We start from the raw sequence: 17,118 nt of genomic DNA on the forward strand, positions 1-17,118 counted from the left end.
TTAATATTCGTCAGCAACAGCCGGTAAATGTTGGAACTTCGCCAACAACGCTGCAATACGATTTCGCATTTGGCGACGATCGATGATCATATCCACGGCGCCGTGATCCAACAAGAATTCTGCCCGTTGGAAGCCTTCCGGCAAGGTTTCACGCACCGTTTGTTCAATAACACGCGGCCCCGCAAAGCCAATTAGCGCTTTCGGTTCAGCAATATTAATGTCGCCCAGCATCGCTAAGCTTGCTGAAACACCACCCATGGTTGGGTCGGTTAGCACCGATATGTAAGGAATGCCTTCTTCGCTCATGCGCGCCAAAGCAGCGGACGTTTTCGCCATCTGCATCAAGGACAGCAAGGCTTCTTGCATCCGGGCGCCACCTGAAGCTGAAAAGCAAATAAGTGGAATACGTTCTCTTAAACAAACCTCTGCAGCTTTAACAAAACGCGCACCAACCACCGATGCCATTGAACCGCCCATAAATTCGAATTCAAATGCAACAGCCACTACTGGCATGCCTTTGAGTCGGCCTTTTTGGGCAATCAATGCGTCTTTTTCGCCTGTGGCCTTCTGCGCTGCGGCAATACGGTCTTTGTATTTTTTCGAATCTCGGAATTTAAGAATGTCTTTAGGCTCTAATTCAGCACCAATTTCATCGCCTTTCCCGTCATCTAAAAAGTGTGCGAGGCGTACCCGCGCCGAAACACGCATGTGGTGATCGCACTTCGGACAAACATTTAAGCTGCGCTCAAGATCGGCACTATAAAGAATGGCATCACAACTTGTACACTTCGCCCACACCCCTTCAGGAATGTTGCGGCGCTTGTTGCTCTTCGGTTTTGCAAGAATTCGCTCAATCCAGCTCATAAGATTCCGTTATTAACTTGTTCGTTAGTATGACCAGTACGCCATAAATATGCCTCTATTAAAGCATATTCAAGGTAATCAGTTTAGCAAAAAGTGGTCTTAACAGTCAGGTAACCACAAAGGCCCCGGCGGTAATATGGGTAATTTAAAGTCACTTGGATAGTCCACTTGCACCAAATACAGACCTTCGGCCTTCGCAGTAGCAGCGGCTAGCTTACGGTCGCGACCATTTAGCAGCGTTGCTAACCAATCCTGCGGTTGCTCGCCTTTACCTACTTCCAGCAGGCTACCGACAATATTTCGAACCATGTGGTGCAAAAAGGCATTAGCGGCGATATCGACCACCACAAAATCGCCCTGGCGGCTCACATCGATGCGGGTAACGCAGCGATTCGGGGAGTGCGATTGGCACTGCGCTGCCCGAAAAGCACTGAAGTCATGCTCGCCAAGCAAATGCTGCGCAGCGTTGTGCATACGTTGCGCATCCAAAGGTTGATGGTAATGGCTCAAACCGCGCCCCAATATACCTGGACGCATTTTTTGATTGGCAATAATATAACGATAGCGCCGCCCGGTTGCGCTGAAGCGCGCACTAAAGTCACTGGGCACTTCGCTTGCCCAGCGCACCGCAACTGAGTCCGGCAGGTTACTGTTCACACCCATGGTCCACGCTGGCATAGCACGCTCATTGGCCGTGTCAAAGTGCACGACTTGGCCGGTTGCATGCACACCGGCATCAGTACGCCCCGCACAAGTTACTTCAACCGGGTGATTGGCGACTTTAGTTAACGCCCGTTCCAATACTTCCTGCACGCAAACAACTTCACGTTGCCGTTGCCATCCAAAATATTGACTGCCATCGTATTCAATTCCAAGCGCAATGCGCGTACTACTCATTAATGACCCTGTTCTTCAATTTTTTGTAACAACATTGCTGCTTCACGTTTAGCATCTTCATCATCAGAAGCTGCAACTTTTTCCAGTTCTTCACGCGCTAATTCGTACTCATCCATATCCATGTAGGCACGGGCAAGATCTAAGATACCTGATGGCGTTTCTTCACTGTCATCAACTTGACCCGCTTCGCGTTCAAAACGTGGACTGTCAAAATCAGAATCCTCAGATTCAGCCTCTTCCAATAACGCATCAATTTCGAGAAACTCGTCGCTGGCGTCTTCATCAAGCGTCAACTCAGTCTCTGTTTTATTGTCACTGGCATCGCTCGGCTCTTCAGCACTTAGACCCTCTAAGTCAATGTCATCAAGGTTAATATCTTCAAATTGCTCCAGTTCAACATCAACGTCGGTTGACTCCGGCTTTTTGCTAGCTGGTTCGTCGTCGATATGAAAATCCAAAGTCATATCATCGTCGCTATTAACCTCGGCTTTAGCTTCATCCGTATGGTCTTGCTCGGGCTCAATTTCTGGTACTGGCTCAACTTCTGGTTCTGGTTCAATATCTGACAGCGTCTCGAACTCAGGCTCAGGCTCAGATTGCGGCTCAGACGCTGCTTCAACTTCTTCAGTGCTCTCTTCCTGGTCAAAGCTTGATGCCAATAAACTGTCTAAATCGGTGTCTTGATCCTTATCAGCTGGCTGATCGATTTCAGACGATTCTGTATCTTCGTCCAGCGCAGCGAGCTCATCTTCAAGCTGTGTCGCCTCATCCTCAACATTGTCTTCCAACTGAGCATAGTCATCCTCATCATCCAAGCGCTCAAATTCCGGCATCTCGGCAGCTTCTTCAGCAGCTGCGGCCTGCTCGGCCTCTTCAAAAGCGCTGAGTTTCTCAGTCGATTCTTCTTTGCCTTGCTCTTTTTCTTTCGCAGCAGCCTGCATGGCACCGCTGTATGGCCCTATATGTTCACGATTAAGCCGACGCACATACAGCATGTACCAAATGATCGCCGCCAATAATAATGGAATCAAAATAGCCAAAGTTAACTGGAATGGTTGTAACAACCACTCGACAAAGGCTTCATAATCCGATTGTTTCTTACGAGGTGCGGGTTTTGGTGTTGCAACTGGTTGCGGTTCAACTTCTGGCTCAGGTTTCACTTCTGCCTGAGTTGTAACTTCCGCCGCAGGTTCTTCCGTAACCGTTGCAGCTGCAGTTGCAGGTTGCCCGTCTGTAACCTCAGCGGTGGTCTCTGCCGTCGTTGCATCGGTTAAATCAACTTGCTCCTGCTGAGTTGCAGCCAATTCAGCCTCAATTTGTTGCTGTAAATCCGATTCAGCCCGCTGTTCGGCATTCACCTTCAGCTGCATTTGTTCAAGCTGGGCTGTCACACTGTCTAAACGTTCCTGCAACACAGTGTTTTCGCTATTTAAGCGTTCAATCAACTCAATTGATTCGGCCAACTGATTGCGTAATTGGCTCAGCTCTTGCACGTCGTACTGAACGCTCCCCGTTGCCGCTTCAGCATTATCGGTCGCAGGAGTTTCCGTCACCGCACCTGGCGAGGTCGGCTCAACCATTTCTGCAGTACGTGCGGTTTCAACTGGCTCGTCCGTAACCACCGGTGCCGATGCAGCACGTTGGGCTTGCGCCGCTGGCGGAACTTTTAAATAGTAACCATCCATCATGCGGTCAGCACGACCATTAATGAAGGCTTCAGGATTCAACTCAATGAATAAATCCATCATTTCATACACCGACAAATCGGTTTTATCGCCATAATACATAGCAATAGACCAAAGTGTGTCGGATGAAACGATTGGACCAAACCGATCAGCTTGCCACCGCGAGGTCGCCTGCCCCTGCAGCATCACAACTGCACTTGTATTCACAAAGCTTGCGTCTGCGGTTACCACCGTCGACGAGCCGAGTGCCAGTGCTATACCGGCTGCAACTGCCAAGGTATTCCGTTTCATTGAGCTGGTTCCCTCTTTTGTAATCGTTGTAATTATCGGTACCGCATTGAAAGATGGATAGTTTTACATATAGTCGCGAATTAAGTGTTCTGCAATCTGAATACTGTTTGTCGCGGCGCCTTTGCGAACATTATCTGCTACCACCCACAAATTTAAACCCTGTGGATGTGAAATGTCGTTTCGCACGCGGCCTACAAAAACTTCATCGTGTCCTGCTGCGTTACCTACTTGTGTCGGAAAATCGTCATTGTTATCAAACAAAAGCACACCCGGTGCATTGCGTAATAATTCCTTCGCCTGCACTGCATCAAGCGGCTGCAAGGTTTCTATATGAATCGCTTCCGCATGCCCGAAAAATACTGGCACACGCACGGCTGTCGCATTAACCCGGATGCTTTCATCACCAAAAATCTTCTGTGTTTCCCACACCATTTTCATTTCTTCTTTGGTGTAATCGTTATCCATAAACACGTCAATTTGTGGAATGCAATTGAACGCAATTTGGCGGCTAAAGCAGTCAACCTCAACCGGACGCCCATTCAACAAGGCTGCCGTTTGTTGCGCTAATTCATCCATCGCTTCTTTACCTGCGCCCGAAGTCGACTGGTACGTGGCCACGTTAATACGGTCAATACCCACGGCATCGTGGATCGGCTTGAGTGCCACCAACATTTGAATGGTCGAGCAATTCGGGTTGGCAACAATGTTGCGATTACGAAAATCAGCTAATGCGTGCGCATTAACTTCCGGCACCACTAGGGGGATATCCGGCTCGTAGCGAAACTCCGAGGTGTTATCGATAACAATGCAGCCAGCATCCGCGGCTCGCGGCGCATAGATGCGCGAAATTGCTCCGCCCGCTGAGAAAAAGCCAAGTTCAACCTGACTCCAATCAAAGGTATCGGCGTCGAGCACGGTAATTTCTTCACCACGAAAGGTAACTGTCGAACCTGCTGAACGGCTACTTGCCAGCGGAAATAACTGAGCGACAGGAAAGTCGCGAGCTTCTAAAATTTCAATCATGTGCTGACCGACAAGGCCAGTCGCTCCAAGTACTGCAACATTATAAGCGCGTGACATTACTGCTCCTGTATAAATTTGAATGAAAAGGTGAGCTGAGCAAGTCGTTCTTGCCACTCACTCTGCGCCAACCAGTCGTTACCATGAACTTCGCCACAGGATAACTCTGCGCGCGCTGCATAATTGCGGCGCAGGCGATCAAAATCCTCTTTGGTAAACGCGCTATGACGTAATAACTGGTCGTCATTTCGTATATCATAAATGTCACGCACCCAAGATGCTAGCATTTGCCATGTCGGCGCCTGCAAAGTCTGCCACTGCCGTTTGTGCGTTGCCTCAGGCCAACGTTCCAGTAGCTGCGACAGTTGCGGCAAACGAACCTGCTGCTGCGGTGCCAGTAAGGTTGCGCAGACATCCTCAAACAATCGTAATGTACCTGCTACTTTACCCGCTACGCTGTGGCCTGCAATATGCGGAGTTGCATAGAGCAACCAAGGCATTAAGTCAGCGGCTATGGTGGGTTCGTGCTCCCACACATCCAGCACCACGTGCAAAGCCTGTTGCGCACGCATCGCTTGCCGTAAACCTTGTTCCTCAACCACCGCACCGCGGCTTGCATTAATTAGCAAGCAACCTGCGGGTAAAGCGGCTATCGCGGCACTGTCGAATAAATGGTAGGTAGCGTGCGTACCTGTTTGCGTCAAAGGAACATGGCAACTAATGACGCCGCTGTTCAGCACGCGCTGCCAATTGGCATGCACGCCTTTAACACCTAGCTCTGCCAGTGGAGGATCATAATAGTGCACGGTGAAACCCAGCCCACTGAGACGTTGCCCAGCGGCCCGTCCGGTATGGCCAGCACCAATAATAGCAACCTCTCCTTGCGGCAGTTGCCCGCGCTGCAAAGAAAAGTTACTCACGGCACTTGCCACATAATCACCAACTGCGTTTGCATTTACACCGGGCGTCGACACAAAGACAACCCCAGCAGCTTTGCAAGCAGCCGTATCAACATGCTCGGTGCCGATGGTAGCCGTACCCAACCAGCGCAACTTTGGAGCGAGCGCCAATAATTGCGAATCAACCGTGGTGATCGAACGAATCATCAATGCATCAGCTTGCGCTAACAGCTCTGGTTGCGGTTGTCGCCCTTGAAATGTAGTCAGCGTTAACCTCACTCCCTGAGCAGTTAATGCATCAGCGAGTTCGTTAACCAAGGGCATCGAGGCATCCGCCAATACATGCATTGACCAGACCTTCTAAAATTTAGCGATGGATGAATTGTTAAAGAGCATACAACAAAAAGGTGCGCCAATGCGCACCTTTTTACCATCGTCTATTAGATGAAGATGTTAATTTTATTGATATTTACGCAAAACTAACGTTGCGTTAGTTCCACCGAAACCAAAACTGTTCGACATGACGGTTGTCAGTTCAGTCTGTTTAGGTTCACGAATGATATTCATGTCGCCTGCAGCAGGGTCCAGGTTTTCAATGTTAATTGAAGGTGCTACAAAGCTATGCTTCATCATTAACAATGAATAAATGGCCTCATGCACACCTGCAGCCCCCAATGAGTGCCCGGTCATAGCTTTCGTTGCACTGATAAAAGGTGATGCATCACCAAACACTTCACGAATCGCTTCCAGTTCTTTGGTATCACCTACTGGCGTCGAAGTTCCATGCGTGTTCAGGTAGTCAATTGGTGTATCAACTGTTTCCATCGCCATCTTCATGCAACGCACTGCACCTTCACCAGAAGGAGCAACCATGTCATAGCCATCAGACGTTGCGCCATACCCGACAATTTCTGCGTAGATATGGGCACCACGTGCAAGCGCGGTTTCTAACTCTTCAACGACCACGATACCGCCGCCGCCAGCAGGAACAAACCCGTCACGGTCAGCGTCGTAAGTACGTGACGCTTTCGTTGGGTCATCGTTGTACTTCGTACTCAATGCACCCATAGCGTCAAATTCCATACCAAGCGTCCAATGCAGCTCTTCACCACCGCCTGCGAACACGCGGTCTTGTTTGCCTAATTGGATCAATTCAAGTGCATGCCCGATACAATGCGCTGACGTTGCACAAGCTGAACTAATCGAATAGTTCACCCCTTTAATTTTGAATGGCGTTGCCAAACATGCAGAGGTAGTTGACGCCATACAACGCGGAACCATATAAGGCCCAACACGTTTCACACCTTTTTCACGCAAGGTATCTGCGGCACCCACCTGATGTTCACCAGACGCACCACCGGAACCTACCACCAACCCAGTACGCGGGTTCGAGATTTGCTCTTCTGTTAAAGCTGCATCTTCAATAGCTTGCGCCATAGCCATATAGGCATAAGCGGCTGAGTTGCCCATAAAGCGAAATGCCTTACGATCAATATGGTCAGCCGGGTTGGTCCGAACTGGCCCCCATACCTGGCAACGCAGACCCATATCTGCAAACTCTTGAGAGAATTCGATGCCCGAGCGTCCTTGTTGCAACGACTCCAACACCTCTTGTTTGTTCACGCCGATACTTGACACAATGCCAAGGCCGGTAATCACTGCTCTTCTCATTCTCATATCCTGTCTTGCTGAGCGCTCGTGTATGTTAGCCCACTTCTGTAAAAAAGTGGTCTGCTTTCCGCCTTTTTACCCAAATATTGTTAAACTAATACGCATCTTTAACCGAATGTTGTGAGTTTTCACTCGTGAATCATCAGTCAGCTGATCGTCCGTCACCCGCAAAAGTTACCTATAACGCATTTGGGTTACCTGTTTCCACTGAATTTGACGATATCTATTTTACCAACGAAAACGGGTTGGCCGAAAGCCAATACGTATTCATCCAGCATAACGATCTCGAAAAGCGCTGGCAAACGCATTCTTATACAACCTTTACGATTGCCGAAACTGGGTTTGGCACTGGGCTGAATTTTCTCGCCTGTTGGGCCGCGTTTCAAAAGCATGCGCCACCGCAACTGCGGCTGCACTTTATTTCATTTGAAAAGCACCCTTTACCTGCAGCTGATTTAAAACGCGCCTTAAGTCACTTCCCTGAACTTGCGAATGAAGCGGCTGAGCTAATAAAAGCTTATCCAGCGCCACACCAGGGCTGTCACCGCATGCAATTTTGCCAAGGTCGCGTGACTCTGGATGTTTGGTTCGGTGATATACATCAACAATTGCCGCAGTGGCTTCCGCATGCCCAGCAAACGGTTGATGCATGGTTCCTCGATGGCTTTTCGCCCGACAAAAACCCACAAATGTGGCAACCGAGTATCTACGCTGCAATGGCACAAAGTTGTCGCAACAACGCCACCTTTGCCACTTTCACCGCTGCCGGTGCGGTGCGCCGTGATTTGCAGGCTGCGGGCTTTACTGTCAACAAAGCCAAAGGTTTTCGCCATAAACGAGAAATGCTCTATGGCCACAGTCTCGCACCTGCTAAAACATCCCAAATCGCTAATAAGCACGTTACCGTTGTTGGTGGTGGCATAGCTGCGGCTTGCGCAGCATGGTCATTAACCCGACGCGGGTATCGCGTTGACTTGCTCACCACCGGGATTGCCGACGGGGCGTCTGGGAATGCGCAAGGTGCGGTTTACCCATTGCTGCACGCTGAGCTCAGTCCGTTAACACAATTTTTTCTTAGTGCTTTTGATCATGCACGCCAATTTTATCAGCAGGTAGCCCCTGTACAGTGGCACGAAACAGGCGTTGTGCAGTTGGCTTTTAATGCGGCACGCGAGCAGCGTCATGAAAAAATTATGGCGGCTGATATATACAGCCCAGCAACAGTTAAGGGCTTAAGCGCTGATGAAACCCAACAGCTTTGGTCTCATTTGCCGGCGATGCCGTCTTTATATTATCCAAAAGCAGGTTGGGTTCCGCCCCATAAATTAGTAGAGCAAATACTGGCTGCATGCGGTGACATGGTGACGCTAACTATTGTTGATCCAATAACCGACATTCAGGCACACGTCGATGGCTGGCAGCTTAACACCACCACAGGCCAAAAACTTCATGCAACCACCCTGATTGTTGCGGCAGGGGCTGGCTTAGAGCAGTTGCTCAAGCCTTGGCAAATGACATTTCAAAATGTCCGCGGACAGGTCTCTCAGGTAAAAGCAAATAAAATCAGTGAACAGTGCCCTGTAGTCGTCTGTTACAAGGGGTATTTTACACCAGCACAAGATGGTACACATTGTGTCGGCGCCACCTATGCGCGAAAATTCGACACCGAGCAATTTGCCCAACCTACAGCGCAAGATACCGCCGAAAATTTGGCCACCTTGCATGATAATTTGAACAACAACTGGACCGGGCAACTTGAACCGATTGCTGATAGAGCCTCGCTGCGAAACACCACACGTGATCACTTGCCCGCGTGTGGCTGGCTAACACCTTCATTAGGCGTATTGGGTGGTTTAGGTTCACGCGGGTTCACCAGCGCCCCGCTGTGCGCGGAGCTGCTAGTTGGGCAGTGGCTGCAGGAGCCATTACCAATAAGTGCTGATTTGATTAGTCGGCTTGCGCCGCAGCGGCTTCAAGCCGATCTAACATAGCTTGAATGTGGGTCATGTCAGCGGGGGCCAACTCATGCTTCGCTTGATCAACCGATGCTTGCACTGCGGGTAATACTGCATCGGTACGGGCAGCATCATTCAACTCAAGTTGCGCCACCACTAAGTCAAAATGGCCTCGCAAATAACCACTGGCAAATAGCTCATCATCAGTACCATCTGTTACGGCCTGATCAAACACGGTTTCAAGCGATTGCACGAAATGATTAAATGCTGCGGATGCCATAATTGCGATACCTCAAAAAAGCGAATGTGGGTCGGATGATTTAGGCGGCGAAGCATATCATAAACTGATGATTTTCTGATACACTAATACCTCATTCATTGACGCTATCCATACGAGATACTATGGCTTTACGTATTGGTTTATTTTATGGCTCAACCACGTGCTTCACGGAAATTGCAGCGGAAAAAATTCAAGCTCAGTTTGCAGACGGTGAAGTTGAGCTGTTCAACATAAAAGATGTTCCGTTGCAGCAAGCCGAAGACTTTGACGTCATCATTTTTGGCCTATCAACGTGGGACTTTGGCGAAATTCAAGAAGATTGGGAAAGTCACTGGAGTGACATTGCCGAACTTCAACTGAATAATAAGGTGGTTGCGTTGTTCGGCATGGGCGATCAGGTTGGTTACACCGACTGGTTTCAGGATGCCTTAGGTATGTTGCACGACGAACTCGCAGCGAACCCCGGCACGCAAGGCTGTGTACGCATCGGTTTTTGGCCCAATCAAGGCTATGACTTCGCTGCATCGAAAGCGCTCACCGCTGGTGACGAATTTTTTGTTGGTTTGGCGCTTGATGAAGACAGTCAATACGAGCTCAGTGAGGCACGCATTCAGCAATGGTGCGCGCAGCTTAAAGAAGAGCTTGCCAGCGTTTAAGCTCAGCAGCCCGCTCCTCATCATTGAATCGTTGTGCGGGCGAATGCCCCCAAACCGGGCCCGGCCAAGCTGGGTCCTGTTCACTGCGCAGTACCAGATGAATATGCAACTGACTTACCACGTTTCCCAATGCACCAATATTTAACTTTTCACCCCGCCCATGCTGTTTTAGTAATAACGAGGCTTGGCGAATTTCAGTCGCCAATTGCTGTTGTTGCGACTCCGAGAGCTCAATGAATTCCACGCAGTTAGCCACCCGCGGCACTAACATCAACCAATCATAGCGCGCGTCATCGAAACGTCGTAGTTCGCATAGTTGCCACTGCACCAGCAGAAAACTGTCATGACCCAAGCGCTGATCTAACGTAAATAATTGGCCGTCAGCCGCTTGTGTCGGATTCGTGTGGTTACTTTGGCCAGCGAGTTTGCTATAACGGTTTTTTATCATTGTTCAATCCATCAAATTTGTGGGTCAAAAGCATGCTACGCATCGTTTACATTATTGCTCTAACTCTTGCCGTTAGCCTGAGTCTGTCATCGGCTACGGCGGCACCAACACCGCAAGCGAAGGCACAATCGTCTTCCGCTGTCACTCAGTTTACTGCTGAGTTAACCGAGCACGAAGGTTTTTTTACCTTCTATCATGACCAAGCAAAAGGGAAAATTTATCTGCAGGTTCCGCGTCAGGCACCGCAGTTCATTTTCCAAACCAGTTTACCATGGGGGTTTGGCTCGAACGATATTGGTCTTGACCGCGGTCAGCTTGGCGCGACGCGCTTAGCCAGCTTCTATATTGAAGGTGATAAGGCCTTGCTGTTGCAACACAACACGCAATTTCGTGCCAATACTGACAATGCCGCAGAGCGAGCCAGCATCAATGAAGCTTTTGCCGACTCGGTGATTGCTGGCTTTGATGTGGTGGCAGCCGATGCCAACGCAGTTATCATCGATTACACGCCTTTTTTGTTGAGTGACACGCACGGGGTTGTGAACCGCTTACGCGACACGAAACAGGGGCAATTCAAATTAAGTGCTGATAAGTCAGTGATTTATCCGGCGCGCAGCAAAGCGTTTCCAGATAACACTGAACTTGAAGCCAAGGTAACCTTTAGTGGCGAAGGCACAGGACAATATATACGCAGTGTGGCGGCAGATCCGAATCATATTACCTTGCATTTACATCACTCGTTTATTCGCCTTCCTGACGATAATTATGTAACCCGTGAATTTCATCCGCAAAGTGGTTTCTGGGCTGAAACCCATAGTGATTATGCCGCGCCACTGGATCAATCCACCACGGTACAACATATTCCGCGCCACCGCTTGAGCAAAGACGAGCCGATCATTTATTACCTTGATCCCGGTGTGCCGGAACCTGTTCGAACCGCTTTGCTTGAGGGGGGCCGCTGGTGGGCTGAAGCTTTTGCTGCAATTGATTATCCAAATGGCTTTCAAGTTCGCGAATTACCGGCCGGTGCCGATCCGATGGATGTGCGCTATAGCGTGATTCAATGGGTACACCGTGCTACCCGTGGCTGGTCATATGGTTCATCGATTATCGACCCACGCACCGGTGAAATTATCAAAGGGCATGTAACCTTAGGTTCACTGCGTGTGCGACAAGACATGTTAATTGCGCAAGGTTTGTTGGCGCCTTTTGCCGCAGACACACCAGAGCAACAACAAGAATTGCTCGATAAAATAGAAGCAATGGCTTTGGCCCGAATTCGACAACTGTCGGCACACGAAATTGGCCATACTTTGGGTATCGCCCACAATTTCGCTGCCAGCGCCAACGACCGCGCCTCGGTAATGGATTATCCTCATCCGCTGATCAGTATCGACACGGCCTCAGGCGGTTTAACATTAGCCGGTGCATACACTGAAGGCTTGGGCCTTTGGGATATGCAAGTGGTGGCCTACGGCTACGGAAATGGCGATTTAGAGAACGTATTAGCGCAAAATAAACGCCTCGGGCTACAATTTATATCAGACCGCGATGCCCGTGCGGCGGGCGGTGCGCACCCTGATGCTCACTTGTGGGATAACGGCAGTGATGCTGTGACTGAACTGGAACGCGTTTTGGCAGTACGAAAAACTGCCCTGCAACGCTTCGGATTAGGCAATTTAGCTGCAGGTCGCCCATTAAGCGAACTCAATAATGTGTTGGTCCCGATGTATTTATTACACCGCTACCAAGTTGAAGCGGCGGTAAAAATGGTCGCTGGCCTGCATTACAGCTACGCTGTTAAGGGCGAAGAAGCTGCCGATATTCGTCCGGTAAATGCCTCACAACAGCATCGTGCCTTGCAGGTGATTACGCAGACACTCACTGCTGACACGCTCAACCTACCTGAACACATTGTTTCAATACTGGCGCCATCCGCCTATGGTGAAGGTTATGACCGTGAGCGCTTTACTGGCTTAACCGGGCTCGTTGCTGATACCGATACGATGGCGGCCAGCAGTGCCCGCTTTGTGCTCGACCTGTTGCTTCATCCGCAGCGCTTAGAACGTTTGCAACAGCAGCATAGCCGTATCGCGGCGATTCCTGATGTTGCCGCGGTATTAAAGCACGTTGCTGAAGCTGCGATTGCACCTGCTCAAGCACCCAAGGCAAATACTCTGACCCAGCGCTTAGCCTTTGAAAGTTTAGACGCAATAGTGCGTGCTTATCAGAACGAGCAACTTAGTGCAGCCGTCAAAGCGCCGTTATTTAGCTTCTTGCAGAGCCAGCTGCAACAATGGCAACAAGCCCCTGCATCGGCACATCGTGACTATGCAGTGTATGCACTCACGCAATGGCAGGCCGGTAAACCGTGGCCATTAAAACCTGCCCCTGCGCTGCCTCCTGGCTCGCCAATTTAAACTTAAGGGTTACTTCTCGCCCATAAAAAAACCACCAACAAATGTTGGTGGTTTTTTGTTTCTAGCAGCCTAAATTACGCCGCTAACTTAAGGATTAATCAAGCTGCGAAAAGAAGCTTTCTTCTAACCAACGTGGACGTTCTACTTGATTGCTAATTTCTTGACCAATCGCATAGTTAATATTGGTAAAAGTAACCCCAGCTTCGTAGTTGATCGGTAAATCTGGCTGGTCGCTCGGGCGGTGATAATGCTCAGCAAAGAATGTACCCCAAACTTCGCCACCGTCTTCACCTTCAGTTTTCGATGTAAAACCGGTCATTAGGAATACTGCCGGAACACCTTTCTTCACGAACGGGTAATGGTCTGAACGCGTGAAAATAGCCTGCTCTGGCATTGGATCGTCACTCAGCTCAATACCAAATTGACCCGCAGCACGCGAAACGCTATCACCTAATGTAGAATGCGTAGAACCAAAGGCAATAACATCAGCAAAGTCATACAACAATACCGGCATATCAAGGTTAACGTTAGCAACGATCTGACCTAATGGTACGGTCGGGTGATGCGCAAAGTAGTCAGCACCCAATAAACCACGCTCTTCTGCAGTAACCGATAAGAACATAATTGAACGCTTTGGCTGCTGCCCTGCTTCGGTAAACATCCGTGCAGTTTCCAGCATTACAGACACACCAGAAGCGTTATCCATAGCACCGTTGTTGATGTGGTCGTCTTGGCTCAAGTCTTTCGTTACACCAATATGATCTGAATGCGCCGTATACAGCACGTATTCATCTTTCAAGTTTTCGTCACTGCCTGGTAATACCGCGGCAACGTTCGGGCTGGTGATTTCTTCATGACGCGATTCACGCTGCAAACGTGCTGTTACACCCAGGTCAAACCCCTGTGGCGATTCACCCGCTTCAAGTTGTGCGAAAATAGCATCAAGTTTAACCGGCGCATTCACGAATAATTGCTGCGCAGCTTCATGATGAACATAAGCTGAAGCCGCAATATTTTTGAAGGCCACATTGGGTTCACCATTTGGGTGCAACCAGCGTACACTTGGTGCGCGTTGATACATAATGCTGACTTCAAACGGACGCACTTCTTCGCGCGCTGGCGTATGCAAATTAATGATACCCACAGCGCCGCGTTCAGCAGCGAATTTGGTTTTGCTGCTATTTAAGTGCGCACCTTCTTCGCTCGGGAGGCTTTCTGGACGGCCCGTTACCATGACCACAATTTTACCTTCAACATCAAGGCCAGCATAATCATCAATACCAAAGGCATCAGAAACTAAGCCATAACCAACAAACACCAACGGCGCTTCAACATCGTCTTGTTCGCTGTATGGGCTTGGGCCTGTCAGAAACTGTTTTGGATATTCCAGTTCAACTTTGCCGTCACCGGTATCGAGCGTAAATGACGCGCTATTTTCTTCTAAAAAGCTACGACGAAACTTGATCCGCTGAAAGTAAGTGCCATCGTCACCCGCTGGCTCAAGGCCCAGGCTTTTAAATTCTGTGGCAATGTATTTGGCGGCAATTTCATGACCACGACTGCCAGTGTCCCGGCCTTCTAAATCGTCACTTGCCAAAAATTCCAAATGCGCCTGTAGCGCAACTGCATCCGCACTTGGTGCGGCACTCGATTGTGTGTCATCAACGCAGGCAGTAAGACCCAACGCTAATGCAATAACACCAATGTAAGAAGAAAATCGCATAATAAACTTCCAGTTATGAATAAATTAAAAGTATCGCCGACAGTGTAACCAACCTCATCAACGCATACTAGCGCTTGCTGCACGTAAAAACTTATTGTATTGTTATATTATAACATTACATACAAACAGCAGTTCGGAGATCCCAAGCTATGGTATCGCAGTTTCGTAAAAGCCCCTTGGCATTATTAGTAACAAGTTTTGTCAGCGCGGCCACGTTTACTACAGCGTCAGCTCAGCAAGTCGACATTGAAGGTCATGAGCACGAAGATACGGAAGTTATTGTTGTTACCGCAAGCCCTTTAAATCGTACGGTCTTAAACTCAGCACAGCCTATTTCGGTGCTAGCTGGCGATCAGTTACGAGAACAGCAAGCGCATACACTTGGTGAAACGCTCGCCCACGAACCTGGCATCAATGCGACCCACTTTGCTGGCGTTGCCAGCAGCCCGATTGTGCGCGGATTAGACGGCCCGCGCGTTAAGATCACCCAAAATGGTCTCGACACCGGTGATGTATCGCGCGGTTCGCCTGACCATGCCGTGACCACTGAAACATCCGTGGCCCAGCAAATCGAAATTTTCCGTGGCCCTGCAACCTTGCTGTACGGCTCAGGCGCTATTGGCGGCGTAGTCAACGTTGTCGATAATCGCATTGCACAAGAGCTTATCGGCGGTACAAAAGGCTTTTATGGCACCACCTTCGACACAGCCAGTAACTTGCGTGAAGCAACCGTTGGCTTCAGTGCCGATCACAACAACACCGTGTGGCACTTTGACGGCTTTAAACGGCGCAGTGACGATTATGATGTGCCAAAATTTGTGAATGACGAAGGCGAAACACTGACCTCAATTGAGAACAGTTTTATTGATGCACAAGGTGCAAACCTTGGGCTTAGCTATATTTTTGACAACGGCTTTATTGGCATTTCTTATGGCCGACTTGAGCAACAGTATGGCATTCCTGGTCACCACGCCCATGAAGACGAGCATGCCGACGAAGAAGTGCATCAAGATGACGTGGCAGAAGCCGGGCCATTTGCCGATATGTGGCAAAATCGCGTGCAAGTACGTGGTGCCATGACGAATCCAACAGCCGGCATCGAGCGGCTTGACCTCAGCTACGGATTTACAGATTATCAGCATCAAGAAATTGAAGACAATGCCCCCAGCACCACCTTCACGAACAATCAGCACGAGTTGCGCATAACGGCCAATCATGCTGCACTTGCTGGCTGGACAGGTGCATTTGGCTACCACTATTTTGATCAAGCACAAACCGCTTTTGGTGAAGAAGCTTACACACCTAATTCGGACACCACCAAGCACGGGCTATTCTGGCTGCTCGAGCGCGACATGGCTGAACTCAACTGGCAGGTTGGTGCGCGGGTTGAAGACGTTGCAGTCAATGACTATTCGTTTTCACCGCTGTCTGCCTCAGTTGGATTTACCTACCCGATTACTACAGGAATGCAGTTTTCTACCAATATCAGTCATGCGCAGCGTGCACCGTCGGCCAACGAGCTATTTTCAAATGGTGCCCATCTGGCCACGCAAACCTATGAAATCGGCTTAACTTATGCGCTGCACCCTGAAGACGAGCATGCCTATCACCTTGAAGCCGCAGACCAGTCGCCGCAAGTTGAAAAGTCGAACAATCTCGATTTAGGTTTGCACCTCGATTTCAACCGTTTCCATATGGATTGGAACCTGTTCTACAACCGAGTTGATGACTTCGTTTTTGGTGAGTTTACCGGTATCAACAGCTTAGACATTGAAAAACCGGAGGAACATGCCGGTGCGCATACCCACGACGACATTCATGATCATGATGATGGCCTGCCTGTCATTGCCTACACCCAACGCGATGTAGCTCTGTACGGCTTTGAACTAAGTGGTTATTACGAACTGACCAGCCAACTTGAATTGCATGCGTTTAGTGACTTTGTTAAAGCGAAAACGCGCGATAATAACGAGAACCTGCCCCGCATTCCTTCACAGCGAATTGGCGCGGAACTACGTTATGCCGCTGATCAATGGGAAAGCAAACTGGGTTATACCTGGTATAACAAGCAATCTTTTGTCGCGCCTTTCGAAGAACAGACAGACAGTTTTGGCTTGTTGAATGCGCAAGTGAATTGGTTTCCTCGCGCCTTTGCAAGTCATAACATTAGTATTTATTTAAAAGGCGAAAACCTCACTGACGAACTTGCGTTTGTGCATACATCGTTCCTAAAAGATGATGCGCCAATGCGCGGCCGTAACTTCAGTATTGGCTTGCGTGGAGAATTCTAGCGCACTGAGTGTGCGCTT

At 49.4% G+C, this 17,118-nt stretch carries 13 protein-coding genes; 4 read left to right on the top strand and 9 right to left on the bottom strand.

Annotation, left to right across the window (positions count from 1 at the left end; translation table 11 throughout):
• From accD to fabB, 6 genes are all read right to left on the bottom strand, one after another.
• A complete protein-coding gene (accD, locus tag ACN0UY_RS04750) occupies window positions 1–864 on the bottom strand; it encodes an acetyl-CoA carboxylase, carboxyltransferase subunit beta (RefSeq protein ID WP_128351144.1) in 864 nt (287 codons plus the stop codon).
• Window positions 865–963: 99 nt separating this feature from the next.
• Window positions 964–1,761 carry a tRNA pseudouridine(38-40) synthase TruA gene (gene truA / locus ACN0UY_RS04755; protein ID WP_417665580.1) on the bottom strand — a complete coding sequence of 266 codons (798 nt, stop codon included), beginning with the start codon at window positions 1,759–1,761 and terminating at the stop codon, window positions 964–966.
• Window positions 1,761–3,737, bottom strand: coding sequence for a FimV/HubP family polar landmark protein (locus ACN0UY_RS04760; protein ID WP_417665581.1), 1,977 nt, complete (start codon window positions 3,735–3,737; stop codon window positions 1,761–1,763). The genes truA and ACN0UY_RS04760 overlap by 1 nt, the downstream gene beginning before the upstream one ends.
• Window positions 3,738–3,800: 63 nt before the next feature.
• The gene (locus tag ACN0UY_RS04765) at window positions 3,801–4,817 is read right to left on the bottom strand and encodes an aspartate-semialdehyde dehydrogenase (protein ID WP_417665582.1); all 1,017 of its coding nucleotides are present in this window, start codon (window positions 4,815–4,817) and stop codon (window positions 3,801–3,803) included.
• Window positions 4,817–6,004 (bottom strand): 4-phosphoerythronate dehydrogenase, encoded by a 1,188-nt coding sequence (locus tag ACN0UY_RS04770; RefSeq protein ID WP_417665583.1) that lies wholly within the window; start codon window positions 6,002–6,004, stop codon window positions 4,817–4,819. Before ACN0UY_RS04770 ends, ACN0UY_RS04765 begins: the two co-directional genes overlap by 1 nt.
• Before the next feature lie 111 nt (window positions 6,005–6,115).
• Window positions 6,116–7,327 carry a beta-ketoacyl-ACP synthase I gene (gene fabB, locus ACN0UY_RS04775; RefSeq protein WP_417665584.1) on the bottom strand — a complete coding sequence of 404 codons (1,212 nt, stop codon included), beginning with the start codon at window positions 7,325–7,327 and terminating at the stop codon, window positions 6,116–6,118.
• A gap of 134 nt (window positions 7,328–7,461) precedes the next feature.
• On the opposite strand from fabB, the gene mnmC reads away from it, so the two are divergent.
• Window positions 7,462–9,318, top strand: coding sequence for a bifunctional tRNA (5-methylaminomethyl-2-thiouridine)(34)-methyltransferase MnmD/FAD-dependent 5-carboxymethylaminomethyl-2-thiouridine(34) oxidoreductase MnmC (gene mnmC, locus ACN0UY_RS04780; protein ID WP_417665585.1), 1,857 nt, complete (start codon window positions 7,462–7,464; stop codon window positions 9,316–9,318).
• Here mnmC and ACN0UY_RS04785 read toward each other — a convergent pair.
• Window positions 9,275–9,562, bottom strand: coding sequence for a YfcL family protein (locus ACN0UY_RS04785; RefSeq protein ID WP_417665586.1), 288 nt, complete (start codon window positions 9,560–9,562; stop codon window positions 9,275–9,277). The genes mnmC and ACN0UY_RS04785 overlap by 44 nt on opposite strands.
• Before the next feature lie 122 nt (window positions 9,563–9,684).
• Here ACN0UY_RS04785 and fldB point away from each other — a divergent pair, with 122 nt between their 5' ends.
• On the top strand, window positions 9,685–10,218 hold the full coding sequence (gene fldB / locus ACN0UY_RS04790; RefSeq protein WP_417665587.1) for a flavodoxin FldB: 534 nt from the start codon (window positions 9,685–9,687) through the stop codon (window positions 10,216–10,218).
• Here the strand turns inward: fldB and ACN0UY_RS04795 are convergent.
• The gene (locus tag ACN0UY_RS04795) at window positions 10,193–10,666 is read right to left on the bottom strand and encodes an HIT domain-containing protein (protein WP_417665588.1); all 474 of its coding nucleotides are present in this window, start codon (window positions 10,664–10,666) and stop codon (window positions 10,193–10,195) included. The genes fldB and ACN0UY_RS04795 overlap by 26 nt on opposite strands.
• 32 nt (window positions 10,667–10,698) lie before the next feature.
• On the opposite strand from ACN0UY_RS04795, the gene ACN0UY_RS04800 reads away from it, so the two are divergent.
• Complete coding sequence (locus tag ACN0UY_RS04800; protein WP_417665589.1) at window positions 10,699–13,086, top strand: zinc-dependent metalloprotease; 2,388 nt, start codon at window positions 10,699–10,701, stop codon at window positions 13,084–13,086.
• A 94-nt stretch (window positions 13,087–13,180) separates the two neighbouring features.
• On the opposite strand, the gene ACN0UY_RS04805 is transcribed toward ACN0UY_RS04800, so the two are convergent.
• The gene (locus tag ACN0UY_RS04805; protein WP_417665590.1) at window positions 13,181–14,809 is read right to left on the bottom strand and encodes a M28 family metallopeptidase; all 1,629 of its coding nucleotides are present in this window, start codon (window positions 14,807–14,809) and stop codon (window positions 13,181–13,183) included.
• A gap of 149 nt (window positions 14,810–14,958) precedes the next feature.
• Between ACN0UY_RS04805 and ACN0UY_RS04810 the strand changes: the two genes are divergently transcribed.
• Window positions 14,959–17,100: a TonB-dependent receptor gene (locus tag ACN0UY_RS04810; RefSeq protein ID WP_417665591.1), complete on the top strand. Its 2,142-nt coding sequence runs from the start codon at window positions 14,959–14,961 to the stop codon at window positions 17,098–17,100.
• Window positions 17,101–17,118 lie beyond the last annotated feature (18 nt).

Origin of the sequence: Pseudidiomarina sp. (assembly GCF_048268165.1) — a bacterium.
Taxonomy (GTDB): domain Bacteria; phylum Pseudomonadota; class Gammaproteobacteria; order Enterobacterales; family Alteromonadaceae; genus Pseudidiomarina.